This window comes from Microbacterium sp. SLBN-146, from assembly GCF_006715145.1.
Lineage (GTDB): Bacteria > Actinomycetota > Actinomycetes > Actinomycetales > Microbacteriaceae > Microbacterium.
Genome location: NZ_VFMR01000001.1, coordinates 1759861 through 1785192 on the forward strand (window position 1 = coordinate 1759861; position 25332 = coordinate 1785192).

22 protein-coding genes, 2 tRNA genes and 1 pseudogene are annotated in these 25332 nt (G+C 66.7%); 10 read left to right on the forward strand and 15 right to left on the reverse strand.

Annotated features, from left to right (window positions below; translation table 11 throughout):
* Positions 1–3: 3 nt before the first annotated feature.
* On the forward strand, positions 4–1101 hold the full coding sequence (locus tag FBY39_RS07555; protein WP_141931566.1) for a WxL protein peptidoglycan domain-containing protein: 1098 nt from the start codon (positions 4–6) through the stop codon (positions 1099–1101).
* A 53-nt stretch (positions 1102–1154) separates the two neighbouring features.
* Here FBY39_RS07555 and FBY39_RS07560 read toward each other — a convergent pair whose 3' ends face one another.
* The 5 genes from FBY39_RS07560 to FBY39_RS07580 are packed head-to-tail and all read right to left on the reverse strand — an operon-like array spanning position 1155 to position 5341.
* Positions 1155–1628 carry an S-ribosylhomocysteine lyase gene (locus FBY39_RS07560; protein ID WP_141931568.1) on the reverse strand — a complete coding sequence of 158 codons (474 nt, stop codon included), beginning with the start codon at positions 1626–1628 and terminating at the stop codon, positions 1155–1157.
* Positions 1628–2791: an aminotransferase class I/II-fold pyridoxal phosphate-dependent enzyme gene (locus FBY39_RS07565; protein WP_141931570.1), complete on the reverse strand. Its 1164-nt coding sequence runs from the start codon at positions 2789–2791 to the stop codon at positions 1628–1630. Before FBY39_RS07565 ends, FBY39_RS07560 begins: the two co-directional genes overlap by 1 nt.
* Before the next feature lie 2 nt (positions 2792–2793).
* Positions 2794–3462, reverse strand: coding sequence for a methionine ABC transporter permease (locus FBY39_RS07570; protein ID WP_141931572.1), 669 nt, complete (start codon positions 3460–3462; stop codon positions 2794–2796).
* Positions 3459–4490, reverse strand: coding sequence for a methionine ABC transporter ATP-binding protein (locus FBY39_RS07575; protein ID WP_186336932.1), 1032 nt, complete (start codon positions 4488–4490; stop codon positions 3459–3461). The genes FBY39_RS07570 and FBY39_RS07575 overlap by 4 nt, the downstream gene beginning before the upstream one ends.
* On the reverse strand, positions 4487–5341 hold the full coding sequence (locus tag FBY39_RS07580) for a MetQ/NlpA family ABC transporter substrate-binding protein (RefSeq protein ID WP_141931574.1): 855 nt from the start codon (positions 5339–5341) through the stop codon (positions 4487–4489). Before FBY39_RS07580 ends, FBY39_RS07575 begins: the two co-directional genes overlap by 4 nt.
* A 283-nt stretch (positions 5342–5624) precedes the next feature.
* Here FBY39_RS07580 and FBY39_RS07585 point away from each other — a divergent pair, with 283 nt between their 5' ends.
* Positions 5625–6629 (forward strand): hypothetical protein, encoded by a 1005-nt coding sequence (locus FBY39_RS07585; protein WP_260837483.1) that lies wholly within the window; start codon positions 5625–5627, stop codon positions 6627–6629.
* Between the two features lie 44 nt (positions 6630–6673).
* Here FBY39_RS07585 and FBY39_RS07590 read toward each other — a convergent pair whose 3' ends face one another.
* Positions 6674–8278, reverse strand: a complete 1605-nt coding sequence (locus FBY39_RS07590; protein WP_141931578.1) for an NAD(P)/FAD-dependent oxidoreductase — start codon at positions 8276–8278, stop codon at positions 6674–6676.
* Between the two features lie 54 nt (positions 8279–8332).
* Here FBY39_RS07590 and FBY39_RS07595 point away from each other — a divergent pair, with 54 nt between their 5' ends.
* From FBY39_RS07595 to FBY39_RS07610, 4 genes are all read left to right on the forward strand, one after another.
* Positions 8333–9124, forward strand: coding sequence for an inositol monophosphatase family protein (locus FBY39_RS07595; protein ID WP_141931580.1), 792 nt, complete (start codon positions 8333–8335; stop codon positions 9122–9124).
* A 291-nt stretch (positions 9125–9415) separates the two neighbouring features.
* On the forward strand, positions 9416–10591 hold the full coding sequence (locus tag FBY39_RS07600; protein ID WP_260837484.1) for a M23 family metallopeptidase: 1176 nt from the start codon (positions 9416–9418) through the stop codon (positions 10589–10591).
* 65 nt (positions 10592–10656) lie between these two features.
* Positions 10657–10728, forward strand: a tRNA-Thr gene (locus tag FBY39_RS07605).
* 31 nt (positions 10729–10759) lie between these two features.
* Positions 10760–10836, forward strand: a tRNA-Met gene (locus FBY39_RS07610).
* Positions 10837–11027: 191 nt separating this feature from the next.
* Here FBY39_RS07610 and FBY39_RS07615 read toward each other — a convergent pair.
* Complete coding sequence (locus tag FBY39_RS07615) at positions 11028–11564, reverse strand: hypothetical protein (RefSeq protein WP_141931582.1); 537 nt, start codon at positions 11562–11564, stop codon at positions 11028–11030.
* Between the two features lie 60 nt (positions 11565–11624).
* Entirely contained in the window at positions 11625–11978 is a 354-nt protein-coding gene (locus FBY39_RS07620) for a PASTA domain-containing protein (protein ID WP_141931584.1), read from the reverse strand.
* A 123-nt stretch (positions 11979–12101) separates the two neighbouring features.
* Here FBY39_RS07620 and FBY39_RS07625 point away from each other — a divergent pair, with 123 nt between their 5' ends.
* Positions 12102–12947 carry a helix-turn-helix domain-containing protein gene (locus FBY39_RS07625; protein WP_260837486.1) on the forward strand — a complete coding sequence of 282 codons (846 nt, stop codon included), beginning with the start codon at positions 12102–12104 and terminating at the stop codon, positions 12945–12947.
* Between the two features lie 11 nt (positions 12948–12958).
* Here the strand turns inward: FBY39_RS07625 and FBY39_RS07630 are convergent, their stop codons facing one another.
* Both FBY39_RS07630 and FBY39_RS07635 read right to left on the reverse strand, forming a co-directional pair.
* Positions 12959–13549 carry a hypothetical protein gene (locus FBY39_RS07630; protein ID WP_141931588.1) on the reverse strand — a complete coding sequence of 197 codons (591 nt, stop codon included), beginning with the start codon at positions 13547–13549 and terminating at the stop codon, positions 12959–12961.
* 55 nt (positions 13550–13604) lie between these two features.
* Positions 13605–14369, reverse strand: coding sequence for an SDR family NAD(P)-dependent oxidoreductase (locus FBY39_RS07635; RefSeq protein ID WP_141931590.1), 765 nt, complete (start codon positions 14367–14369; stop codon positions 13605–13607).
* A 174-nt stretch (positions 14370–14543) separates the two neighbouring features.
* Between FBY39_RS07635 and FBY39_RS07640 the strand changes: the two genes are divergently transcribed.
* Both FBY39_RS07640 and FBY39_RS07645 read left to right on the forward strand, forming a co-directional pair.
* Entirely contained in the window at positions 14544–14993 is a 450-nt protein-coding gene (locus FBY39_RS07640; RefSeq protein ID WP_141931592.1) for a hypothetical protein, read from the forward strand.
* A gap of 148 nt (positions 14994–15141) precedes the next feature.
* Positions 15142–15834: a tetratricopeptide repeat protein gene (locus tag FBY39_RS07645; RefSeq protein ID WP_141931594.1), complete on the forward strand. Its 693-nt coding sequence runs from the start codon at positions 15142–15144 to the stop codon at positions 15832–15834.
* Between the two features lie 231 nt (positions 15835–16065).
* Here the strand turns inward: FBY39_RS07645 and FBY39_RS07650 are convergent, their stop codons facing one another.
* From FBY39_RS07650 to FBY39_RS07670, 5 genes and pseudogenes are all read right to left on the reverse strand, one after another.
* A complete protein-coding gene (locus FBY39_RS07650) occupies positions 16066–19677 on the reverse strand; it encodes a hypothetical protein (RefSeq protein ID WP_141931596.1) in 3612 nt (1203 codons plus the stop codon).
* Between the two features lie 133 nt (positions 19678–19810).
* Positions 19811–20161, reverse strand: a complete 351-nt coding sequence (locus FBY39_RS07655) for a hypothetical protein (protein ID WP_141931598.1) — start codon at positions 20159–20161, stop codon at positions 19811–19813.
* A gap of 31 nt (positions 20162–20192) precedes the next feature.
* A protein-coding gene (locus FBY39_RS07660; protein ID WP_141931600.1) for an IS3 family transposase occupies positions 20193–21445 on the reverse strand; the annotation gives its coding sequence in 2 pieces (ribosomal slippage) (positions 20193–21163 and positions 21163–21445; 1254 coding nt in all).
* 605 nt (positions 21446–22050) lie between these two features.
* Positions 22051–22164 (reverse strand): annotated as a pseudogene (locus FBY39_RS07665) (hypothetical protein); the annotation flags it as partial.
* 354 nt (positions 22165–22518) lie between these two features.
* On the reverse strand, positions 22519–23595 hold the full coding sequence (locus FBY39_RS07670; protein ID WP_141931602.1) for a LacI family DNA-binding transcriptional regulator: 1077 nt from the start codon (positions 23593–23595) through the stop codon (positions 22519–22521).
* Positions 23596–23946: 351 nt separating this feature from the next.
* Here FBY39_RS07670 and FBY39_RS07675 point away from each other — a divergent pair, with 351 nt between their 5' ends.
* Positions 23947–25314, forward strand: a complete 1368-nt coding sequence (locus FBY39_RS07675; protein ID WP_141931604.1) for an ABC transporter substrate-binding protein — start codon at positions 23947–23949, stop codon at positions 25312–25314.
* Positions 25315–25332 lie beyond the last annotated feature (18 nt).

The window sequence follows — 25332 nt, forward strand, 5'->3', positions numbered from 1 at the left end:
AACGTGACGGGCGTCGCCGCGATCCGCGCGCGGCGCCCGTCACGCCGTGAGGACCTCATGAACGTCACCCGTCGCCTGTTCGCCGCCACCGTTTTCGGTGCCGGGATCGCCGTCATCGCCGCGGGCCCGGCCCTCGGGCTGGCGGCACCCGTCGACCCGAGCGACTCGGACTCGTCTCGGCAGACCTGGGCGGTCGTGCCCGCGTCGCCCGAGGGACCCGACGGGCGGGCCCAGCTCGAGTACGTCGCGCAGCCGGGAACGGCGGCAGTCGATCACGTCGCGGTACGCAACTTCGGCACGTCGCCGCTCACGGTCGAGCTCTACGCACAGGATGCCGCGACCACGAGCGACGGATCGTTCGACCTGCTCGCGGGCGATGAGACCTCGCGGGCGATCGGCAGCTGGATCGCGCTCGACACCGAGACGGTCACGATTGAGCCGCGGAGCGCCGTCGTCGTCCCGTTCACGATCGACATCCCCGCCGACGCCGAGCCCGGCGATCATGCGGGCGGCATCGTCGCGGTCAACGCCGTCGACGCCGCGAACGGCTCGTCGACCCAATACCGCGTCGGCACGCGGGTCTACACGCGCGTCGCGGGCGCCGTCGATCCCGCGCTGATCGTGGAGCGCATCGACGGGGCGTACGAGGCGCCGCTGTCCCCCTTCCCCGTGGGGACCGTCCCGATCGGTGCGACCCTCGTCAACACCGGCAACATCCGGCTCACGCCCGAGGCGGTCGTGCGTGCGACGTCGATCTTCGGGTGGTGGAGTGCGGAGGTGCCGCTGTCCGGCATCCCCGAGATCCTTCCCGATGCTGCGACCGCAGCATCCGCCGTGCTCGACGACGTTCCCGCGCTCGGGCCGCTGTGGGTGACGGTCGAGGTTCCGTCCGTGACGTCGTCGGGTCAGGAGCTCGTCGAGTCGGTACGGACCGAGAGCGTCACGGTCATCGTGTGGGCGGTGCCGTGGATCGCCCTGGCTGCCATCGCCCTTCTCCTCCTCGCCGCCGTCACCGCCGTGATCAACCTGCGCCGCCGCCGCCGCGCATCCGTCGCCCCTCAAGATCCACTTGTCGTAAATGACGCGTCGGGAGCCCTCTGAGCCGACATTTACGACAAGTCGATGGGGGGATGGATGCCGGTGAGCGAGGGGAGCTAGACGCCGACGCGCTGGTAGGCGTCGAGGCTGATGCCCTGGTCGAGCACGACCTTGGCCCACTCGCGGGCGGAGTGGAGGGAGTGGTCGCGGTAGTTGCCGCACTCGAGCGCCGAGACTCCCGGGATGTCGGCCTCGACGGCTTCCTCCGCGATGAAGCGCAGCGAGCCGTTCAGCGCGTCGACGACGTCGGCGACCGACGGCTCGCCCCACATCAGCAGGTGGAAGCCCGTGCGGCATCCGAAGGGCGAGATGTCGATGACGCCGTCGATGCGGTCGCGGAGGAGCCCCGCGAGCATGTGCTCGAGCGTGTGGATGCCGGAGCTCGGGATCTCACCGGCGTTGGGCTGCACGAACCGCACGTCGAAGTTGGTGATCGTGCCGCCGGAGGGTCCGTGCTCGACACCGATGCGCCGGACGTAGGGGGCCAGCACGGCGGTGTGGTCCAGGGTGAAGCTCTCGATCTCGGCCATCAGTTCCTCCTCGCGAACGCGCTCATGCGCTCGATCAATTCCATCAGGGTTTCGTCGTCCTGGACGAGTCCGAGCCGGATGTGTCCGCGCCCGCGCTCGCCGAATCCGTCTCCCGGCGCGACGGCGACCCGCGCCTCTTCGCGAAGCCGCGCCGCGAGCTCGACGGCGTCGCCCGGAACCCGCAGCCACACGAAGAACGAGCCCTCGGGTTCGATGACGTCCCACCCGCCCGCGCGCAGCCCGCTCACGACGAGATCGCGACGGCGCTCGTATACCTCGACCAGAGCGAGGGATGCCGCTTGGTCACCGCCGAGAGCCGCGGCCGCAGCATCCTGCGACGCGCCGAACATCGTGCTGAACGCGTGTGCCTGGTAGCGCTTCATGGCGTCGATGATGGACGGGTTGCCGGCGGCGAACCCGATGCGCCAACCGGCCATGCTGTAGGTCTTCGACAGCGTCTGCAGCTCGACGGTGCGCTCGAGGCCCGTGTCGACCGCGAGTGCCGACAGTGGTCGGCGCCCTCCGAACCCGAGCGACGAGTACGCGAAGTCGTGCGCGAACGCCGCGCCGATCCGCTCCGTGACGGCCAGCGCCCCTTCGAACGTCTCGCGGGTCGCGAGCGCGCCGGTCGGGTTGTTCGGGTAGTTGAGCATCAGGATGCTCGCGCGCTCGAGGTCGTCGAGCGCCTCGAACTGCGGCTGGTACCCCGGCTCGGCGAGCGGCAGCGGCACGATCCGGCCTCCCGCGAACCCAGCCGCCGACGTGTACATGGGGTACCCCGGGTCGGGGAGCACGATGTTCTCGCCCGGATCGGTGAGCGCGATGATCGCCGACATGAGGCCCTCGTGCGATCCATGGAAGATCGCGACACCGGCATCCGGATCGATGTCGACGCCGTGGTCGTCGCGGTAGCGCTGTGCGATCGCGATCCGCAGGGCAGGCCGACCCGCGTAGGACGGATAGCGGTGGTTGGCGGGATCGGCGACGGCCGCCTGCATCGCGCCGACGATCGCTTCGGGTGTCGGCAGGTCGGGGTTGCCCTTCGACACGTCGATCATGCGCGCGCCGGGCTCGAGCGAGAGCCGCGCGATTTCGCGGTCCATCGCGCCCCAGAAGTTCGGCGGGAGCACCTGCACGCGCGCGGCGGGGGTGAAGGATGCCACGCTCAGCGCCTCCGGTAGCGGCGGGCGATCGACGTGCCGATCATCTGGATGCCCTGCACGAGCACGATCAGGGTGACGCACGTGAGCACCATCGCGAAGCCGTCATAGCGCTGGTAGCCGTACGAGAGCGCGAGGTCGCCGATGCCGCCCGCGCCGACGGTGCCGGCCATGGCGGTGGCGTCGATGAGTCCGACGGTCGCGATCGTGACGGCGAGGATGAGCGACCCTCGCGCTTCGGGAAGGAGGAAGCGCCAGAAGATCTGGAACGGCGAGGCTCCCATCGAGCGTGCGGCCTCGATGACGCCCTGTGGCACTTCGAGGAGCGAGTTCTCGACGAGACGGCCGATGTAGGGGGCGATCATGACGGTGAGCGGCACGATGGCCGCCCAGACGCCGATGCTCGTGCCGACGATGAACCGTGTGAAGGGGAGGATCGCGACGAGCAACACGATGAACGGCAACGAGCGCACGATGTTGACGACGATCCCGAGCGCGATGTTGACCGCGCGGTTCTGCACGACACCGCCCGGGCGGGTGACGGCGAGGATCGTGCCGATCGCGATGCCGAGGATCGACCCGAGCACGAGCGAGACGCCGAGCATCTGCAGCGTTTCGCCGAGGGCCTTGAAGAAGATCTCCGGTGTGATGAGCGTGAAGCGTTCGTCGTTCATGCCGCGACCGCCTCGAGGCTCACGACGCGCGAGGAGAGATAGGCGCGAGCGGATGCCACGCGGTCGGCCGGCCCCGACACCTTCACGATCATCTGCCCGACCGTGTGCTCCTGGATCTCGGTCATGTCGGCGTGGAGCATGTTGACCGTCACGCCGTGGTCCGTGATGAGGTCGGAGACGAGCGGCTGCGTGACCTGCTCGTCGAGCAGCAGAAGGCGCCAGAGGCCGTCGCCGCCGAGGTGCTCGACGACGCGGTGCGGGATCCCTTGCGGAACGACGGTCGTGACGAAGTCGCGGGCGATGTCCGTCCGCGGGTGCAGGAAGGTCTCGAGCACGGAGCCCGTCTCGACGACCTCGCCTGCCGCCATGACGGCGACGTCGTGCGCGAGGTCCTTGATGACGTCCATTTCGTGCGTCACGACGAGGATCGTCGTGCCGTACTCGCGGTTGACGCTGCGGAGCAGGTCGATGATCTGCGTCGTCGTCGTGGGGTCGAGCGCGCTTGTCGCCTCGTCGGCCAGGAGGATCTTGGGATTGCGGGCGAGGGCGCGGGCGATGCCGACGCGCTGCTTCTGTCCGCCCGACAGCTCGCCCGCGAAGCTGTCGGCCTTCGCCGCGAGCCCGACGAACTCCAGCAGCTCATCAGCGCGGGCGCGGGCTTTCTCGGGCTTTACGCCGTCCAGGCGCAGCGGCATCGCGACGTTGTCGCGCACGCGCACCGTCTCGAGCAGATTGAACTGCTGGAAGATCATGCCGGTGTGCTTCTGCGCGTCGCGTAGCGCGCGTCCGCGGAGTCCGCCGATCTCGACACCGTCGACGACGACGCGTCCCGACGTGGGCTGCTCGAGCCCGTTGACCAGTCGGATGAGGGTCGACTTTCCCGCGCCCGAGTAGCCGATGACCCCGAAGATCGACCCCGGCGCGACGGTCAGAGAGACGCCGCGGAGGGCAGCCGTCTGGGCGGCCCTCCCGGGGAACGTCTTCGACACGTCGTCGAAGACGACGGTGCCTTCCGGCTGTGGACTCACTCGAACCAGGCCGGCAGGTTGTAGCCGTCGTACTGCGGGTTCGACGTGATGTACTCGATGAACTCCGGCGACTCGTAGGCCGCCTTGATCGCGAGGGCCCACGGCGACTCGAGGTCGGCTTCGCGCACGGTCACGACGTTGGAGAACTCGATCGGCTGGTCTTCCACCGCGAGGGCGTCGTCGTAGTCGAGTCCGCCGGCGATGATGAAGTTGCCCTGGATGGTCGCGTAGTCGACGTCCTGCAGAGCGGGAACCTGCTGTGCGTTCTCGATCGGGGTGATGTTCAGGTTCTTCGGGTTGTCGGTGATGATCGACAGGTCGGCCGTGTTGGGGTCATCGACGTCGTCGAAGTCGATCCAGCCCACGTCGCGGAGGATCAGCAGCCCGCGGTACAGGTTCGACGGCGAGTTCGGGACCGTGACGGTCGCGCCCTCGGGCACGTCGTCGAGCGACGTCTGCTTGCCCCCGAAGAGGCCCATCCGCGGCGTCGGGATCTGCACGAGCGGCGCGTTGGTGATGCCCTCCTGCTGGTTGACGAAGTCGAGATAGACGGGGTGCTGCATGATGTTGGCGTCGATCTCGCCCGTCGAGACGGCGACGTTGACGACGATGCCGTCGGTGAAGTCGACGGTCTCGACCGTGTAGCCGTCCTCTTCGAGGATCGGGAGGATGCCGTCCTGGAACATCTCGAGGTACGGGCCGGGGTTGAATCCGATCGAGATCGCGGTCTTCTCCGCGGCATCCGAGCTGTTGGCGTCGGGGGTGGCGGTCGATCCGCCGCCGCACGCCGAGAGCGTGAGAGCGAGGGCGGCGGCGCCGGCAACGAGCAGCGCCGTGCGGGTCGTCTTCATGGGGTCCTCTTTCGCTGTGTGGGCGCGGCTCGACGGGTGGGGCTCGGGTGGACGCGCGCTGTCACGCTAACCGGGCGGGAGACGGGATGCGGATTCGGAGCGTCACACTGTTACGGACCGCCGTCATCGAGCTCTCCACAGGCGGTGCGCGCCCGCGCTTTGTGCACATGGGGGATTGTGCCCACTGCGGGTGAAGGGTCCCGCGTGTGAGGATGAGGGGGCCTGCTTCGGCGACGCGAACGGAGAGACGATGACTGCACCCGGACACCCCGAGGAATCACCGGTGAGAGACGCGGGAACGTCGTCGCTCCTGCGGGCCGCGATCTGGGTTGCGATCGGCGCGCTCATCGCCGCCGCGATCGTCTGCGTCGTCTGGCTCTTCGTCGGGTCGCAAGACGGCATCATCGGCAAGGCGTTCCTCACGATCCTGTTGCTCGTCGCCTTCTCCGGGGCCGCGATCCTCGATGCGCACCTCGCTCCGCGGCGTCCGGCATGGTTCGCGTTGTCGAGCATGATCGGCTGGGTCGCGCTCCTTCTGATCGGCGCCGTCATGATCTGGATGCCGGAACGCGCGTACTTCGCGAGCTTCACGCGCTTCATCCAGTTCCTCCTCATCGTGCTCATCGTGCAGCTCGCGCTCCTGCACTTGCGACTGTTCGTCAAGGCGTCGCAGCGCTACGTCACGGGGTTCACGCGCACGGTCACGGTCGTCACGATCGCCCTCGTCGTGGGGCTTGCCGCCCTGTTGATGGCCCCGCTCGTGCTGTGGGAGTACGTCGACTTCCGCGACCTGTACTGGCGCTTCGTCGTCGCCGCGGCGATCCTCGCTGCCGTCGGGTCGACGCTCATCCCGCTCGTCAACGTGCTCTTCGCGCCCAAGAAGGAGCGCGCCGCCACACCGCCGTTCGCTCACGTTCCCGCGGCACCGATGGGGCATGCGCCCGCTCTCGCAGCGGGCGGCTACCCGCCGGCCGCTGACGCAGCCGCTCCCGAAGCGCACGCCGGCGAACCCGAGCTTCTTCCGTGGCCCACGTACGTCGACGGCGTCACGCCGTTGCCGTACATGCCCGACGGGCAGCCCGACTGGGGCGCCTACTACTCGGGCGACCCGTCACCGGGTGCCCAGGTGTTCGGTCCGATCCATCCTCCGGCTCCCGCTCCGCAGCCGGAGGCACCCCAGAACCATCCCGTGCCGCCTCAGCCGGGCTTCCAGAACTTCCCGCCGCCGCAGGCACCTCCGGGCTACGACGGGTTCCCGCCGCCCCCGCCGTTGCCGCCGCGTCCGTAGGGGTACGACCTGACGGATGCCGCGGGCCGTGGCATCCGTCAGATTCAGCGCTCGAGCATCTCCAGCGCTGCCATCGCCGCGTTGTGCCCGCCGATGCCGCTGACGGCACCGCCGCGGCGGGCACCGGAGCCGCACAGCAGGATCGCGGCGTGCGGCGTCGCAACGCCCCATCGCTCCGCGGGGGTGCGGAGAGGCTCGTCGTCTTCAGCCCACGGCCACGACAGCGAGCCGTGGAAGATGTCGCCGCCCGCCATCCCGAGCGACTGCTCGAGGTCTGCCGTCGTCTTCGCTTCGATGCAGGGCGACCCATCGGGGGCCTGGAAGACGACGTCCGCGATCGGTTCGGCGAGCACGCTGTCGAGCGAGCGCTGCGCGGCGGCGAGCAGCTCCTCGCGCAGTTCGTCGCGGTGGGCGCCTTCCGCAAGGCGATGGGGCACCTGCAGTCCGAACAGGGTCAGGGTCTGGGCTCCCGATGCCCGCAGCTCTGGCCCGAGGATCGTCGGGTCCGTCAGGGAGTGGCAGTAGATCTCTGCGGGGAGCGGATGCGGGATGCCGCCCGCCGCCGCCGTCGCATAGGCGTCGTCGAGCTGGGTCATCGTCTCGTTGATGTGGAAGGTGCCCGCGAAGGTGGCCTCGGGGGCCACGCGTTCGTCGCGCAGGCGCGGCAGCCGCTTCAGGAGCATGTTGACCTTCACCTGCGCGCCCTCGGGAAGCTCCGACGAGACGGGGTCGGCGCCACTTGCGCCGCCCTCGCCCAGGAGGCGATCGAGAACGGCGGGTCCGACGCCGCTCAGCACGACCCGCCCGTGCAGCGTCTGCGTGCGGTCGCCGTCGGCGACGACGACCTCGCCGTCGGGCGACAGCGATAGCACCTCGGCACCCGTGCGGATCTCGGCGCCGGCCGCGCGGGCGGCGCGCTCGATCTCGGCCGTCACGCGTCCCATTCCGCCGACGGGCACGTCCCAGTCGCCCGTCCCGCCGCCGATCACGTGGTACAGGAAGCAGCGGTTCTGGCGCAGGCTCGGGTCGTCGGCGCTCGAGAAGGTGCCGATGAGCCCGTCGGTCAGCGCGATGCCACGGGCGAGGTCGGTCTCGAGCGATGTGCGCAGCACCGCGCCGAGCGGATTCTCGAACACATCGGCCCACAGCCCGTCGTCACCGACGAGGCGCTTGACATCGCTCCGGCGGGCGAGCGGTTCCAGCACGGTCGGGAAGAGCGTGCGGGCGAGCGGATCGATGCGGGTGTAGAAGTCGGCGAAACGCTGCGCCTCGCCCGGATCGCCGGTGGCGTCGAGGAACGACGCAGCGGTGGCGGCGGCATCCCCCGTGTCGACCAGGATGCCGCGCGTGGGATCCGACGGAACCGGTGTGTACGACGAATAGCGGCGGCGGAGCAGATCGATCGAGAGGCCCAGGTCGTCGATGATGCGGCGGGGGAGGAGGCTCACAAGGTACGAGTAGCGGGACAGGCGCGCGTCGACGCCCTCCCATGGGCGTTCCGAGACCGCCGCGCCACCGACGTGGTCGAGGCGCTCGAGGACCACGACCGAACGGCCGGCGCGGGCGAGGTACGCGGCGGCGACGAGGGCATTGTGCCCGCCTCCGATGATGATGACGTCATGGGTGCGGGAGAGGACTGCGTCGGCCATCCCTCCACGCTACCCGGGCCTCCAGGGCGGAGTAGTGGCCGGTAGCGTGGAGGCATGCCTGCACCCAGTGAGCTCGAGACCCTCGCCGTCGAGATCGCGCGGGAGGCCGGTGAGCTGGCGCGACGGCGACGGACCGAGGGCGTCGCGATCGCGGCGACGAAGTCGGCGCTCGCCGACATCGTGACGGAGGCCGATCGTGAGGTCGAGGATCTCATCCGTCGGCGGATCGCCGAAGCGCGGCCCGACGACGGGTTCCTCGGCGAGGAGTCCGGCGCGGAGCGCGGTGCGAGTGGGATCACCTGGGTCGTCGATCCGATCGACGGGACCGTCAACTACGCGTACGGGATCCCCGTCTACGCCGTGAGCATCGCCGCCGTGCAGGGCGAGCCGGTTGCGGGGGAGTGGGAGGCGCTTGCGGGCGCCGTCCTCAACCCCGCGTCGGGCGAGCTCTTCCGCGCGTCGCTCGGAGGAGGCACCTGGCTCGGCGACGTGCGGGTCGAGGTCTCCGAGGTCACGGACGCGGGAGCCCTGCTCGGCACGGGGTTCGGGTACGACCCGGCGACGCATGCGGCCGATCTCGCCCGCGTCGCCCGGGTCATGCCGATTGCGCGCGACGTCCGGCGGGCGGGAGCCGCCGCGCTGGATCTCGCATACGTCGCCGCGGGCAAGCTCGATGGCTACTTCGAGCGCGGACTGCAGCCGTGGGACCACGCTGCCGGTGCGCTGCTCGTGACCGAGGCCGGTGGACGCGTGGCGGTCGACGACGTCGACGCCATCGGCCGCAGGCTCGTCGTGGCGGCAGGGCCGGCGCTCTTCGAGAGGCTTCTCGCCGTGGCATCCGACTGAGTGGACTCGCCCCGCCGCGTACATGGCGCTCTCAGGTGGTGCGGGGTATGGTGGGTTACCTGATCGTTACTTTTGCCCGCGTACGCTTCTGCGAGCGGGCGAAGAGATCGCAGCCCGAAGCACGTGCTACCGCCCTTTCCCCCGAGGGTGGATGACCCGAGAGTTCCCTGCGCATTGCCGTTTGAATCCCCCCTGGCCGAGCCCGCCCGCACGCGGCGTTCGATCCGCAACACCCCCGCGCCCGTTCCGGCGCACGGTGAAGCCACCCCAGATGCGGCTGTCGCTCCCCTCGTGGTCGAAGCCGCTGTCGTCGCCACCGCGATCGCTGCCGCTGATGGCGTGACGGATGCCGCAGCTGTCCTCCCCGCAACGCCGGCCGCGTCGCTGCCTCCGATGTCCCGCCGCGCCGCGCGCGCTGCTGCGGCGGCAGCCGCGGCGACGATCGCCGAGCCTGTCCGCGTCGCCGCCGAGCCGTTCGAACTTATCGAGCCGCCCGTCGAGACCGACCCCGTCGTGGCGGACGTCCCGGCCGCAGAGACCGACTCCGAGCCGTTGTCGGAGGCTGAGTCCGAAGCCGCCGACGCCTTCGAAGCCGCAGCCCGCCTCTTCGCTTTCACCGGCGAGACCACGATCGTCACGGAGAAGCCCGAGTCCGCGGCATCCGCTGACGACGACATGGCTGAAGCCGTTGCCGCTCATGCCGCAGCACGCGGGACTCGGCGTCGCCGAGGACTCGTCGCCTTCCAGCGCATCACGGCCGCGTCGTTCTCGATCGGTGTCATGGGTGTCGTCGGCCTTCTGACCGTCGGCCTCACGACTCCCGCCGAGGCCGTCGCGTCGAGCGTGAACGGTGAGGCCACCGTCTCGGTGCGCGCACCGATCGCCGATGAGGCCGAGGCTTCCGACGCCGCCGATGAGATCCAGGCGTACGTCGCCCCGTCGAGCGTCGAGAACGTCGATCTCTCGCGCCACGAGAGCTATTCGACGATGACGATGGCCGAGCTCGCCGCGGAGTCGGGCATCAAGAACGTCTCCAACTTCTTCGTCAACGACCCCAACGCTGCGATCCAGTGGCCGTTCGCTGTCGGTGTGCCGATCACGTACGGCTTCGGCATGCGGTCGGGCGCGATGCACAACGGCGTCGACTTCGTTCCTGGCGCCGGTGCCCCGATCCAGGCGATCGCCGATGGCACGGTGCGGGTCGCGACCAACTCGGGCGGCGGCTACGGCGTGCACGTCATCATCGACCACGTCATCGACGGCGAACTCGTCTCGAGCCACTATGCGCACATGATCACGGGTTCGATCGAGGTGTCCGAGGGCCAGCAGGTCACGGTGGGAACCGTGCTCGGTCGCACCGGCAACACGGGCCGCTCGTTCGGTGCTCACACGCACTTCGAGATCCTGCTGAACGGCACCACGCCGATCGACCCGATCCCGTGGCTGCGGCAGCACGCAGGCGGTTGACACCGATTCAGAGCGGGCGGGTTGCTCTGATATCCTCTTCTAGTTGCCTGCACGCAGGCAGCCACGCCCCGATAGCTCAGTGGCAGAGCACTTCCATGGTAAGGAAGGGGTCGTCAGTTCAATCCTGACTCGGGGCTCGCAGTATTCGGTGTTGACCGGATGCTACGCGGCGGGGTAGCTCAGTTGGTGAGAGCGCACGACTCATAATCGTGAGGTCGCGGGTTCAAGCCCCGCTCCCGCTACCAAACTCCTCATACTCGAACAAGTGACCTTTAGATAGAGGTTTGGCTGTTCGGCAGAAGAAGCGTCGGAGATTTCTCCGGCGCTTCAGCTGGCCCGTCATGGCCCCGCCGAGGTACACTTCATGCACGGCGGGCAGTAGCCCTCGGAGCCTGGCAGTCTTCCGGACGGTATGACGAGCCAGGCTCACGTGTTCCTACAGCAGCGTGACCCGGGATTCGACAATCGCTTCGACGCGACGTACCCAGTCACCGCCGTTCGAGTAGCACCAGGCGACCGCACCGCTCACCCAGAGCAGCGGATGCTCATGTGGTGCGACATGCCGATATTGCATCTCCGAAGATCCGACGCGGCGGATTGTGTTCGCGATCAGGCGCCGGTCGGCGCGCTCGAGGGACTCGTCTCGTTCGATGATCAGCTGTGACACACCGACGCGGACGGCCTCCTCAGTGAGTGCGCCAAGTGACAGCGGCCGCGCTTCTTTGTCCGACCGCTGCTTGACGACCCACACGGACACTCGTACGTCGAGTCCGCACATACGCGAGAGGAGGTGGCGGCGCCGACTGTCGCTCTCACTTTTGAAGTGGATGCGTCGCTGACCCGGCTTGAGGAGATCGCGCAGCGCTCGTTCGGATGTGTGAACGTCGTGGATTGCGGTGGCGGTCGCAACGACGTAATACCCGCGGGCCTTCGACTCGTCGACATAGACGCGGTCAGCGGCACGGAAGGTCACTTCGACACCATAGGCGAGACCTCCGACGGGTCCAGTCCGGCAAGTTCCGTGGCCGTCGGCTCAGGCGCCGTCGGGGTGCTCCGTGAAGTCCACGAACACTTCGCGATCAGGCCTGGCGTGCGCAACATCGTGCGGCGGCGGCTCACTGCTGTCGCGCAGTGCGTTCGACTCCGCCGTGCCGTGCTCGACGATGTCGACGGCGACCGAGTCCCATCGGTAGAGAACCGTGCCGGCATCCGGTCGTTGGCTGGTGATGTAGAACAGTCCCGGCCATGTGAGTGCCCCGATGGGTGGACCGTCGGGATCGGGATTGGCCAGCGTCACGCCCGCGGCGGATGCGATGTCGCGGCCGACGTGGAACGGCAGGCCGACGACGTCGGGAACGGTGACCTGGTCAGCGACGCGGTCGGTCATGAATCAACGGTACTCCGCGCAACGCGATCCCGGCGAGATCGAAAGAGGCCCTAGGTTGAAGAGAGGGTTCTGTTCCCGCGCAAGGAGGTCGAGCTGACGGTGTACGGAGACATCCTTTCCCGGGTGCCGCTGTGGGTGGTCGGCGTCGCGATCTTGGTCGCACTGGTCCTCGCGTGGGTGTTCTCGGGCGCCGCGCGCGTGCTTCTGCGTCGTCGTGCGCGCCTGCGCTGGTCGACGGCGATCGTGCTGTCGATCATCGGGATCGTCGCGGGGCTCCTGCTCGGTGAACTGGTTGCACCCGATCCTCACCTCAGCAGTCCACTCGCGTTCCTCCTCCCCATGGGCGTATCGATCCTGTTCATCGCCGTGTATGCGGCTGTTGCCGCGCACCTGCAGAAGCCGGCACGCGCGACGATCGACGAGATGCTCGTGGCGGGGGAGTCGGGCACCGTCGAGTTCAAGTCCACGGCGCGCGTCAACCTCCGCACGGGTCAGAAGGACGAGCGGATGGAGCACGTCGTCGCTAAGACGGTGGCCGCGTTCCTCAACGCCGACGGCGGCGTGCTGCTCATCGGTGTCGACGACCATGGCACGCCGCTCGGGCTCGACGCCGACCTGGCGACGCTGAAGACCCCCGACGTCGATCGGTTCGAGTTGTGGCTGCGCGATCTGATCATGACGACGCTCGGTACGTCCGCGGCCGCGCTCGTCGAGGTCGACTTCGCGGAGATCGGCAACGAGCCGGTTCGTACCGTCTGCCGTGTGCAGATGGTGGCGTCGCCCTCGCCGGTGTACCTGCGGCCCGGCAGGAACGCTCCGCCGGAGCTATGGGTTCGCGCGGGCAACTCCACCCGCCAGCTGACCGTGGACGATGCCGCCGCGTACATCATGCAGCGCTGGCCGCTCGGACTCGGCGCGAGCGCCGCTGCTCAAGTGCGCGCCGCCGTGAGGTTCTCCGGCAGCAGGTGACGGCGGGGGCGTCAGCCCATCCCGGGTGCCCCGTACTGCGCTCCATCGGGTAGTTCAGGGCAGGATGCCTCAGAGGTCTGGGCTGCGATCTCCGCACGCACAGCGATGCCGCCGGAGACGGTCCGGAGGGTGTACACGATCCCCTCTTGCGCGCCTGGTTCCGGGATGTATCCGAGGAGCATCCCGTCGTAATCGAGGCTGTCGGGCCGGTGCTCTCCCCACACGGAGATGAGGCCGCCGGCAGGATGCTCGTCGAGCCAGACGGCGATGTCGCTGAGGGTGGCGTCGGGGACGAACCAGAACGCCTCGAGCTCAGCCACCGGCCCGCACGGCCAGCCGCTGTAGGACTGGAACGAGGCGACGCTCCGCGGCGCGGCTGTTGCGCCCGCGGGGAGCGTGATGTCGTCAAGCCATGCCTGAGCCTGTGCGCGTGCCTCCGCGTCGTCGCTTCCTGATGCGATGACGTCGGCGATGGGCTGTGTCGGCTCGGGCGTGATGGCCGCTATCGGGTCGGCCGCTCCCGTGGGCGTCTGACCGGTCGCGCATCCGGTCAGGGCGAGAGTGACCAGAACCGCTGCGGCGAACGTGAGACGGTGACGCATCCGCCCACTCTAGGAGAACGGATGCTACGCGTCGTAGAGTCCGAGCCGTGCGGGCTCAGTTGCCTCCCGTGACGCGCAGGTCGGCGCCAGACGTGAATGCGGCACCCGGACCGAAGAAGTAGGCGACGGCGTCGGCGACCTCGTGGGGATGCGCAGCGCGCCGCAACGGGATGCCGGGGGCGCGTTCTTCGGGAGCGTTCGGGCGCCCGCCATCGGCGTGGATGGTCGTGTAGGTGGTCCCGGGCGAGACTGTGTTGACGCGTACGCCTTGCGGCCCGAACTCCTTCGCGAGGCCGATGGTCATGGCGTTGATCGCGGCCTTGCTCATCGCATACGGCACGTAGGTGTTCGGCGCGCCGCTGGTCGCAGCACCCGAGGAGACGCTGACGATCGTGCCGCCTTCGCCGCCGCTCTCGGTCGACATGACTTCGAGCGCGGCGCGCGTGACCGAGATGGGCGCGAGGACGTTGATGCGCAGCATCCGTTCCACTTCGGCGAGGTCGAGGTCGAGGTAGTCGCCGATCCGCATCGTGACGCCGGCGTTGTTCACGAGGCCGGTCAGTCGGCCGTACTCGGCGAGTGTCGCCGGGACCACGCTGGCGGCATCGTCGAGGTCGGCGAGATCCGCTTGGATGAGCAGGACCCGCGCACCCAGGGCGCGGCACGCGGCGGCGACCGTCTCAGCTTCATCGCGAGCGACCCGGTAGGTCAGTGCGAGGTCATGGCCGTCGGCGGCAAGTCGTTCTGCGATGGCTGCGCCGATACCGCGGCTGCCACCGGTGACGATCGTGACGGGTCGGGATTCGGTCGAATGCATCATTCGGCCAGCCTATGTTTCGGTGTGTGCGCCGGAGGAGTGACAACATCTCGGGATCACGGCGTGTGATGTTCATCGTCGACGTCGTCTGCCCGTTTCGTGCGTCGCGGCGCACCGGGGTTGCACGGTCCGATGTGAGTCGGGTGTGGGGCGTCTATCCGCTACCGTGGAGCTCCCATGGAGAGGGAAGAAGACGCAGGCTGCGGCGAGGAGCAACGGCAGTTCGACAGCCTCGTCTCGTTCACGCGCTCGCTTGTCGGCCACACCGCGACTCTCGAGGTCACTCACCTTGAGAGTCGCCCCGTGAGCTACTGCGACATAACTCCCCGCAACCCCCGCGCGTGCAGATTCTCGATCATCGCCGAGCAGATGTCCACCGTCACCTTCGGTGACGGTGGCGGCGAATGGATGATGGACTACGCAGAAGAACGCATCGAGTATGCCCGGAGGCTAATCGACGCGGTCGTTTCAGGACGCGTGCAGGAGCGCACTGCCTTCGGTCGGGCCCGGCTCTACATCACGCTCGACACGGGAGAGCGAGACTCTGCCACCCGTGTACAGCGGATGCCTCGCACTCTTGGTGCCTCAACCAGGTTGGAAGACTTGCGGCCCGCTACGGTCCTATGAGCCCTACGCGAAATGACCGACACCGGAGGCGACCTCTCGCTGAATCACGGCCGGTAGCCTCCTCGCCCTTATCGAGCCGGTTCGTTCCGCCCGCTAAGCGATCCTCGCGTGACGCGGAGATCTGGCTCTGCGGGTAGTGTCTGGCGATGTGACGGGCGAGGAGGATCTGCGCGCATTCGCCGCGGCGTGGCAGGACACGAAGGACGGTCAGACCGGCAGTAGGTATGTCGACGCGCTGCACGCGGAAGGGCGCTCTGATGAGGCCTTGGCTGTGTGTCGGGACCTCTGGGATCTCGGGTATGTCGTCGGTCTGACGGAAGCCGCTTGGGTTGAGCATGACCAGGGCGACTATTCGGCCGCGCTCGCGTCGATGACCGCCGCGCTTGACCACCTTGAGGGTGACGAGCGGCTGTATGCGGTCGGAGTCGTCGGTTGCTGGCGCTGGCACCATTTCAACGACGCGATGGCAGAGCCCTTGCTCCGCGAGGGCATGGCACACTACGGGTCAGCGTGGGCGGGCCTCGGCACACTCCTGCGGGCGACCGGTCGCCAGGAGGAGTGTGAGGAGGTGCTTCGTGCTGGCGTCACGGCGGGCGTGCTGGAGTGCATGATTCCCCTGGCGAACATCCTCTCGCGTCGGGGCGAGCGCGCCGAGGCCGAGGTTTTGTATCGGCGCGGATACGATCTGGGCGACGCCCACTCTGCCTGGAACCTCGCGATCGACCTTGCCGATGCAGGGCGGCTCGAGGAAGCGTCTGACTGGCGCTGGAAGGCCGCAGCGGGGGGCGACGAACTCGCCATCCAACACCTGATTGACGAAGCAGTCAGCGACGACCACTGAATATGTAGAGGCTCGGCCGCGGGTCCAAGAACGCACGATGCGGGCGACTTCTCGTAGGCCGTTGACAGAGCGTTGGCGAGAGACGTCTCGGTCGGTCTCATTTGCTGCAGATCGTGGTCACGCCTGAAGAGCAGACTATCGCCACGCGCCGACCCGGCCCGCCTTGATTCTGCAACTCCTCGCTGCACAATCCGCCGGTATGCCTGATCGAGTAGGGAACCGATCCTGAGCTCATCGGCGCTGCCGTTTGGCGGGGTGCTTCCTGGGTGCGCTATAGATCTTGGAGAGGCCGAGGAGATTCCGGTCGAGGTCCTCGAAAGGAATGACAGGTATCGAGCTGGATTCCACCAGCGGAGCAATCAGGGGCTCACTAGTCACGATCACACCGTCCACCCGCCAGCTTGGTCCGTCGCCCTCGATGCCCAGAGTTGACAGGGCGAGGTCAACGTGCCGACGCAACCAGTCGATACGTCTGCTATGCAACACGATTGTCGGCTTCTTCGTGTTCGTCCCGGAGAACAGCTTCTCCAGCTCGTTGGAGATCTCAGCAGGAGTTCGTGCGATCTCGAAGTCCTTTGCCTCAACCGCGATGAGCGACTTCGATTCGGGGTGAGCGGCCAGAACGTCGATGTCGCCAAGAGCCCTTCCTTCGGAATCTGCAATGTGGTGCTTTCCAAGCTTTTTGACCGAAAGTCGGGTGACTAGTCCGAGAGACTGCAGCCGCGACGCGACTGACCGGGCGAAGTTCTCGTTCACCTTTCCTCTCGCGGTCGAGATGAACTGCCGCATCTCAGGCGTCTTCGCCCGCCCTTGAAGCCGACCCGACAAGATGTTGTCGGCCCAGTAGACGCCCAGACGGTAGACGCTCCGAAAGCCGAAGATCAGCTCGTCCCCGTCGAGGACGAGCGGTCTGCGTATGAACGACATGTCCCGGTTGAACCGCCACGGAAAGGCATCCTGGCCGATGCTAAGGAACGCTGATCGCTCCGTTAGTGTGATCGCGTCGAGCACTGAGGACACCGATTGCGACGACATACTCCTCTTGCGAACAATCTGATCCACGACCTCAGAACGCGCCATACGTGTCACACGATCCGCTTCGGCGATGTCGAGCAGACCTCCGCAGACCTCGCGAAGGTCTGGGAGCGTGAACCCGAACTCGGCGCGCATCGCGTCCTCGCTGCTAGCCACAAAATCGGCGGCATCGAAGTGCCCCACGTCCGCGCCCTGGCTGCCGAGTCCAGCGTCACGGACTGTGCGGGCACCCGAGTTCGCGGCATATCTGTTCATTGCATGCAGCACCGGCTGGTCTCGCTCTATCCCGAGTCTGCCGGACTCAAGAATCGAGACTCCGAAGTCCGCCAGGTTGTAATGAAGGAAGTCCGAGAGTGTCGCCCTTTCGATGACCTCTCTCGCGATGCTCAGGAGCCGGTAGTAGTCCAACACCGTCACGGCGTCAGCACCCGCAAGAGGTTGTGCCGCGACGTACTCAATTAGGAAGCGATTCGCTCTGTGTGCGGCCGAAATCTCCCTGCGCCGCTCGACCAACTCCGCCACGGTGTACGAATGCTCACCGAAGCAGGCCAACCGCGAAGGCAACAACCGTGCGTCGAGCTTGGCGCTGTGACTGAGCGACTCATTCTGCGCGACCAGAAAGTCGAGGAGAGTGCGCTTGTGGAACGTCGCGACGTCTACTTCAAGCCGATCGAAGAGATGCATAACCGCAGCGTTGAGAATGCGAACTTTGGCCTCGCCCTCGAGGATGCCGATGGCGTACCCACCGCCGCTCGGCGACCGCAGCCATTCGCCGAGCTCATCGAGAAGCTGTGCGGCGACTTGGTCGTGGCCCGTGAGGGCCCGTGGGAGTCGCGCGGACAGCATGTCCGGGGAGCGATCCTGATTGAAAACATTCAACATGCGCTTCGGCCCAAGCGGCGCGACGAGATCGACCGCGCTCTGTATCTGATCGTTCGCAATCCCGAAGACGTTCCTCAACAGCACCGCTACGAGCTCCCGTTCCGCCTGGTTGTTGGACTGCTCGAGCTGTCCAACAAACGACTCAGTGAACTCAAAGACGAAGCCGCGTTCCGACGCCCCCACAATCACGGCCTCGCCCCCAAGCGACGCGGTACCGACCCTGGTCCACGCCTTTGATGCGGTCAGCGCAACAGTTACCTCAACGACGTCGGTGGCGGGCCTGGCGGCTGAGAGGATCGCGCACTCCCGAATCCAGTACGCCACGCAGTCGAGCAGATCCGGTTCGACGCCCAAGAAGCTATGACCACGAAGGTCGATCGTGACGAAGATCTGTTGCTCTCCAAGCTCAACAACGGAACCGACGTATGAGTTGCTCGGCAAGGTGATGAAAATCTCTGGCGCGTCGCGCTCGTACCGGCGCTGGACCTGGATGATCGGCGAGCCGACGACGGGCGCGACCACACCATGTCGGTCTGTTTCCACGGAGTACTTCAGTCTCGGCCCGAGCCCATCGCCGGGTTGGAATGCCGTGAAGGTGGAGGGACCGTCGTCGGAGAGGTAGAACGACTTCTCCGATTGGACATATGAGCTGTACTCATCGAGGACGCTCGTGGACATCGACTCCCCAGGCCTCCGCGCTACGGCCTGCGCGAAGAGTAGAAGCCCGAGGGCGCCATCCGGTTCCTGATGCCAAATGGCTTCCAAGTCGTCCGAGCGGGAGATGAGTACCGGATCAGCGTCATCGACATTGGGAACCCCCCAGAAGGCGCCGCGTCCCGGACTGTCGGTGATCACGACGTGAAGCAACTCTTCTGCCTCGGAATAGCTCTGTCTCACGTCTGGAGCAATGAGTGTTGCCAGTTCATGAAGAACCGGTTGTGTGTCGTGCCAGCCCCACACCTCTTCGCCCAAATCGCCAAGCGGGTCAGTGGCCACGATCAGGTGGAGATCGCGCTTATCGTCGATCTTCGTGATGTACCTGGTCATGTGTTCATCGCGGGCGATCTCATCAAGGAATGCGTCAGTGGGTAGGAGTCTTGCAAATCGCCGCAGCGCGGCCTCCCGCCAGCGCCTACCTAGTTCTTCGAGTTGCCCCTCCTGACGTGCAAACCGCAGCAGATGAAACCGGATGGTGATCCCGAGGTCGAGAGGCAGGACAACGCGGTATCCGGCCGGGAGCCGAAGAAAGGGGGAAACATAAAGGCGATCGTCGGTGTAGTCGTCACGGCAAGGGTCGGTTAACTGGCCCGGATCCAGCGCGAAGGTGTCCACCACCATTCGCAACCAGCCGGAGTGGCGATCGAGATCTTCATTCGAGACATAGGTCGCGTCGGTGAGTTCCTTCAGTCGACGGGCGCCGGGCACATCTATAGGAGTTCTTGCTGATCCCTCCGGGACGGCTCCTCGCGCAAGCCCCGCCCGTCGGAGCACCAGATCGCTGACAAAGAGGAGACCCTGGATCAGCTGACGCGCTGGAACCCTAACATCGTCGGGCATCCACTGGTCTCGGAACGCCGCCTCGATTAGAGTCTCGAGATCGGAGACAGTGTGTTCGCCGGACCCACCTGAGACGAGATACGGACCGCCGCTGAAACTAACGGTCTGCACGAGCGTCTCTGAGTAGGGATCCTCTAGCATCAACGTGCCGACACCACCGATATCCTCACGCTTCAATAGCGAGCGGACCGCAGACGGACTCACGGGTGCTGCATCGTGATCCTCCAGCGCCACCCCCAGCGCCGCCAGCCGATGAAGGCGAACGTTCCTCGACGCGTTAGACGGAAGCAGCATCAATCCGGAGGAGGCCGCAACAATCGCCGGTCCGTCTACGTGCCCTGGGATGCCGTCGAAGCGCAATGAAGCCATATGTAATTGTCACAGTTGTCGGGCGCCGGCCGACGAGCCGAGAGTGTCGCGGCAATTCACGGGGCGACTGCCCAGCGAGACTTCTCGCAGCGGACAGCCGTTCTGAGACCGAATCAACGTTGTCGCGGGCGACTCAACCCATCGACTCGAGGTGAATACGTGCGGGCGAATAGCCCAGGCTTAGCAGCTTGTTGAGTGTCTGTCGGGCCAAGATCTCGTGGGTCGACGCGATCTGAGACACCGCGACCAGCAGATGCTCAACAAATGGAGGCGGCGTCACGTTCATCTGCATCAGATGGTTGGCTACGCGAAGGTACTGCACGGGGTACTCCTCGTTTGGGAAACCGTCGAGGTCGTAGTAGTCGTAAAGGTCCTCATCGCGGACAGCGACGGCGGGACCGCGGACAAAGAGTTCCGCTGCTCGCGATACATCGATTCCAGGCAGAGTTAGCCAACGAATGAGCGCGCGCTGTTCCTGAGTCACCCCGGCGTGTCCGGAGAGCGTTTTGCTGGTGTCAGCCCGCTCGTTCGAGGGGTTCGGTGAGAGCGTAGTCGAGCTGCTCGGCCTCGACGGGGGTGAGGTCGTCGATCGAGCTGTGGGTGCGTTCGGTGTTGAACCACTGCACCCAGCTCGCGGTGGCAACCTCGACCTGATCGACGTCGCGCCAGGGGCCCTCATGGTGGATGAGTTCGGACTTGTAGAGCCCGATCTGCGACTCCGCGAGGGCGTTGTCATACGCGTCGCCGACGCTGCCGACGGACGCGTCGATGCCCTCATCCACGAGCCGATCCGTGAAGGAAATCGACGTGTAAACGCTGCCCGCATCCGTGTGATGGGTGAGGCCGGCGAACCCAGCGATGCCCTCACGACGACGCGTCCAGAGCGCCATTTCGAGACAGTCCAGGACCAACGGTGTCGTCATCGAGGTGGCCGCCCGCCAGCCGAGGATGCGGCGGGAGTGCGCGTCGAACACGAACGCGACGTAAACCCACCCGGACCATGTCCAGACATACGTGAAGTCGGCGACCCAGAGCTGGTTCGTGCGGAATCTCGCGAAGTGGCGGTCGACGAGGTCGGCTGGTCTGGTCTCCCGCGGATCCGCATCGACCGGGCGCTTCCGGCGCCCGCGGATCACGCCGGCGATCCCGAGGTCGCGCATGAGGCGCTCGACCGTGCAGCGGGCGATATCGTGCCCATCGCGACGGAGCCTCAGCCAGAGCTTGCGCGCGCCGAGGATCTTCCGCTGCTTCTGCCACGTCGCCAGGACGATCGACTTCCACCGTTCGTCCGACACCTCCCGGGGTGAGGGGCCGCGGCGCCTCGCGTCGTAGTAGGTCGATGGGGCGATCTTCACGTCGTGCTGGGTGAGCACGGCGCAGATCGACTCGACACCCCATCGCAGCCCACCATCACGGCGGTCCTTGTGCGCCTCGATGAAGGCGACTAACGCAGGTGTGGCCGGTCGAGTTCGGCCGCGAAGAAAGTCGAAGCCGCCTTCAATATCTCGTTCGCCCGCCGCAACTCGGCGTTCTCCCGCTTCAGCTTCTTGATCTCTGCCTGCGCGTCGGTCGTGACACCCGCCCGGTCGCCGGCATCGACCTCACGCCGCCGAATCCACGTCCGGATCGTCTCCGGCGAACCGATACCGAGCATCCCCGCCACCGCCTTCATCGCGGCATACTCGCTCGGATAATCGGGCCGCACCTCGGCGACCATACGGACAGCGCGCTCACGAAGCTCACGCGGATACTTACTGGGACGTCCCATAAGACAGATCCTTCCAAGGAATCTGCTCTCCGGACACACCGGGGTGACTCATCCGATTGGGAGATCGGCGGCTGACCATCCAGCCGGTGGCTCCAATGCGCAAATAGAAGCTCCTCGTACTCGGGGGCACTCCCTCCTGATCTAGGTAGTGCGCGACCGAGCGAATCCATCGCTCCCGCGCGGATTCGGGTGCGTGAGTCAGAAAGGCATCTGCCCATTCGTGATTGGCGTGACCGAAGTCGAACGCGAAGCAGATCGAGTGGAGTTGAATAAACGATTCGATCGAGCCCGGCAGGCCGCTTTCGATCTGGGACCAGCCAGTGCGGATTTCATCTTGGAGCGCTTCTCGCAGTCGCGGTCCTGGGAACTTTCGCGTCAGCAAACCAGCCCACAACGCACGCGCGTGCGAGCCGTTGTCGAGCATCCTGAGACGAGGCAGAAGTTGTTCCCCGAACCACTCCGGAGCGCGGAACTGGAGGTTCGACGCGTACTCGGCCACCATCATCGGACTCGGATCTGCTCGAGTCTCATCCTGAGCGTCCAGTAGCTCCTGCAGCCCATCCCTCCCTTCCGCCGTAATCCGGCCTTCCTCGCCATCCCGAAGCCTGTGACTGCTCAGCGACCTGACGGAGGGTCTCCTCGCCGTACAGGTTCTGACTACCGGTGACGAACCACACCTCGTACGCGTCGAGGGAGCGGGCGAGAGGCGTGCGGGTCATATCGGGTTCCTCTGGTTCAGAAGGCCGCGACAGCCGCAGACTTCCGCCGCCTGCCCGGCGCAGTGGCGCGCGAGGGAGGCGGCGGAGCCGCGGCCTGGCACGAGGCCTCCGTTGGCTCATGTCCGGGCGGAACGCCCGTCGTTCGGCGAGTCGCCGTGGGGGAGCGACGGTGATTTACAACGTCAGCAAAAGCGATCTTGGCAGGAGTCTGCTCGCCCGGTCAACATGTCGGCGCAGAGATATTACGACGTTGTAATCAGGGTTCACTTGTCGCGAATGGTGGGCTGGCGACAGCCAAGCCCACCATTCGCGACAAGTGAACCTTCGCGCGAAGGTGTCTCGAGGCGGACGGCTCTACGCGTCGCGGAGGGCGGCGGCTGCTGTCGCGCTCTCGGTCGTGTCGACGACGAACGGGTGTCCGGTCGACTCGCGAGCGACGATCCGGAACTCGGGCTTCAGGCGGCGAGGCGCCATGCCATCGACCTTTCGCGTGATCCGCTCGACGAGCATCTCCACCGCCAGCTCGGCGATGTCGGTGCGCCCCGCGTCGACGGTCGACAGTGAGGGGATCGAGAACTTCGTCGCGTCGATGTTGTCGAACCCGATGATCGCGACGTCGTCGGGCACGGAGACCCCCGCCTCGGCGAGCGCACGGAGCGCGCCGACGGCCATTGTGTCGTTGAGGGCGAACAGTCCGTCGAACGTCGCTCCCGAGTCGAGCAGTGCGCGCGTGGCTGCCGCCCCGGTCTGGAGGTGCCAGAGACCGGCGGGTACGACGAGCGCGGGATCGGCGGGGATGCCGGCGGCCTGAAGGGCCTGGTGGTAGCCGCGGACGCGGAGCGTCGCCGAACCGAACGCGTTCGCCTCTTCGTCGTCGTCGGCTCCGATCACCGCGATACGCCGTCGTCCCATGGCGATCAGGTGTTCGGTCGCCGCGCGGGCAGACGACACGTTGTGCATGGAGACGTGGTCGGTCGGCCCGCCGAAGATGCTCTCTCCGAGGATGACCAGGGGGAAGGGGACCTTCAGTAGCTCGGCGTCGGATTCGCCGATGTTGACGGGGCTGAAGATGATCCCGTCGGTCAGGCGCAGGCGGCGTCCGGCGATGACGTCCAGCTCGTGTTCGCGAACCTGGTTGGTCTGGTCGACGACGACGCCGAGGCCACGGCGCTCCGCGGCGGCGATCACGGCGTCGGCCAGCTCGGCGAAGTACGGTTCGCGGACGGAGGGGATGGCGAGTCCGATGACACCGGTCTTGCCCGAGCGCAGTCCGCGAGCGGAGAGATTGGGCTGGTAGCCGAGTTCCTTGATCGCGACGAGGACCCGGTCGCGGGTCGTCGCGCGGACGTGAGGGTACTCGTTGATGACGTTCGACACCGTCTTGATCGACACGCCCGCGACCCGCGCGACGTCGTGCATGGTCGCGTTCATCACGCCCCTCCCGGCCGTACTGCCTCGCTCTACGAGGACTCGGCAAAGTGTAGCGTCGAGATCGCCGCGGGGCTGGGAGCGGCCTGTCCGCCTCCGCGAGTCGCGCCTTCGTCGAGGCGTGCGTGATCGCCGGAACGGCCTTTCGGTGTGTCGGCGGGAACTTTTCGGGATTGTCTTGACACCGGTGTCGGCTTCCGGAATAGTCAATTTGCAACGTTGAATGTACAACGTTGCAAACGCGATCGGCAAGCATCCGAGCTCCGGCACCCCCGCGAGTGTGCGAGGCAGAGCGGTGGATCGGATCGCGGGCGCTCAGACAAAGATGTCCAGCATCCGAAAGGAACCCCCACAGTGAAGACGAAATCAGTCGCTGCGGCAGCCGCGACCCTCGTGCTCGCCGGCGCTCTCGCGTCGTGCTCCGCGGGCGATGCGCAGCCCGACAGCACCGGAGGCGGGGGCGGTGGCGACGCCTCGAACTGCACCAACACCATCCCGAAGACAGATCTGCCCGTCGTGACCATGTGGGCCTGGTACCCCAACATGGAGACGGTCGTCGACAACTTCAACGCCGACAACGACGAGGTCCAGGTCTGCTGGACGAACGCCGGCGCCGGTGGTGACGCGTACGACAAGTTCCAGACCGCGATCTCGGCGGGGAGCGGCGCGCCCGACGTGATGATGGTCGAAGCCGACCGCATTCCGACGTTCCAGGTGCAGGATGCCCTGGTCGACCTCAGTGGACTGGGCTACGAGGACGTCAAGGACAACTTCTCGGACGGCGCGTGGAAGGACGTGTCGGTCGGCGACGCCGTCTACGGCGCACCGGTCGACGGCGGCCCCATGGGCATGATCTACCGCACCGACATCTTCGAGCAGTACGGCGTCACGCCCCCGACCACCTGGGAGGAGCTGGAGGCGACGGCCCAGACGGTGAAGGATGCCGGTGGTCCGGTGTTCGCGAGCTTCGCGGCGAACCAGCCGGCGACGGCCACCGCGTACTTCTACGGCAACGGCGCAGAGCCCTTCACCTATGACCCGAGCAACGAGGGCGAGATCGGGATCAACCTCAACAGCCCCGAGATCAAGGAGGTCCTGGACTACTGGGACGGCCTGGTCGACAAGGGCCTCGTGGGCACCGAGGACCAGTTCACCCCCGAGTACATCGCGGGTGTCATCGGCGGCGACTACGCGACATACCTATCGGCCGCGTGGGCACCCGGCTACCTCCAGGGCGCGGGCGTCGGCGAGGGCGCGGATTCCGGTGTGTGGGCCGCCGCGCCGATGCCGCAGTGGGACCCCGACAGCCCGATCTCGATCAACTGGGGCGGCTCGGCGTTCGTCGTGAGCAGCCAGGCATCCAACCAGGAGCTGGCCGCCAAGGTCGCGTTCGGCGTATACGCCGACCAGGCCTCGCTCGACGAGGGCTGGCAGCAGCAGATCATCTTCCCGCTCAACGCCAACGTGCTGTCGTCATCGGAGTTCCAGGACTACGAGGTGCCGTTCTTCGACGGCCAGCAGGCCAACAAGGAGGTGTACGTGCCGGCGGCCGACGCCTACACCGGCATGACGTACACGCCTCTCGGGCAGTACTACTACTCCGCGCTGACGAACCAGATCGCCGCCATCATCAACGGCTCGGCGACCGGCTCCGAGGCTGCGGATGCACTCCAGGCGGACGTCGTGGCGTACGCCGAAGAGCAGGGCTTCACCGTCCAGTGAAGCGAACCGGGGGCCGGT

Coding starts and splice junctions, on each gene's coding strand:
- FBY39_RS07630 (WP_141931588.1), bottom strand. CDS start 13,549: ATGCGTCACCGTCTCACGTTCGCCGCAGCGGTTCTGGTCACTCTCGCC.
- FBY39_RS07670 (WP_141931602.1), bottom strand. CDS start 23,595: ATGAACGCGACCATGCACGACGTCGCGCGGGTCGCGGGCGTGTCGATC.
- FBY39_RS07640 (WP_141931592.1), top strand. CDS start 14,544: ATGGAGAGGGAAGAAGACGCAGGCTGCGGCGAGGAGCAACGGCAGTTC.
- FBY39_RS07635 (WP_141931590.1), bottom strand. CDS start 14,369: ATGATGCATTCGACCGAATCCCGACCCGTCACGATCGTCACCGGTGGC.
- FBY39_RS07570 (WP_141931572.1), bottom strand. CDS start 3,462: ATGAACGACGAACGCTTCACGCTCATCACACCGGAGATCTTCTTCAAG.
- FBY39_RS07590 (WP_141931578.1), bottom strand. CDS start 8,278: ATGGCCGACGCAGTCCTCTCCCGCACCCATGACGTCATCATCATCGGA.
- FBY39_RS07560 (WP_141931568.1), bottom strand. CDS start 1,628: ATGGCCGAGATCGAGAGCTTCACCCTGGACCACACCGCCGTGCTGGCC.
- FBY39_RS07595 (WP_141931580.1), top strand. CDS start 8,333: ATGCCTGCACCCAGTGAGCTCGAGACCCTCGCCGTCGAGATCGCGCGG.
- FBY39_RS07620 (WP_141931584.1), bottom strand. CDS start 11,978: ATGACCGACCGCGTCGCTGACCAGGTCACCGTTCCCGACGTCGTCGGC.
- FBY39_RS07650 (WP_141931596.1), bottom strand. CDS start 19,677: ATGGCTTCATTGCGCTTCGACGGCATCCCAGGGCACGTAGACGGACCG.
- FBY39_RS07580 (WP_141931574.1), bottom strand. CDS start 5,341: ATGAAGACGACCCGCACGGCGCTGCTCGTTGCCGGCGCCGCCGCCCTC.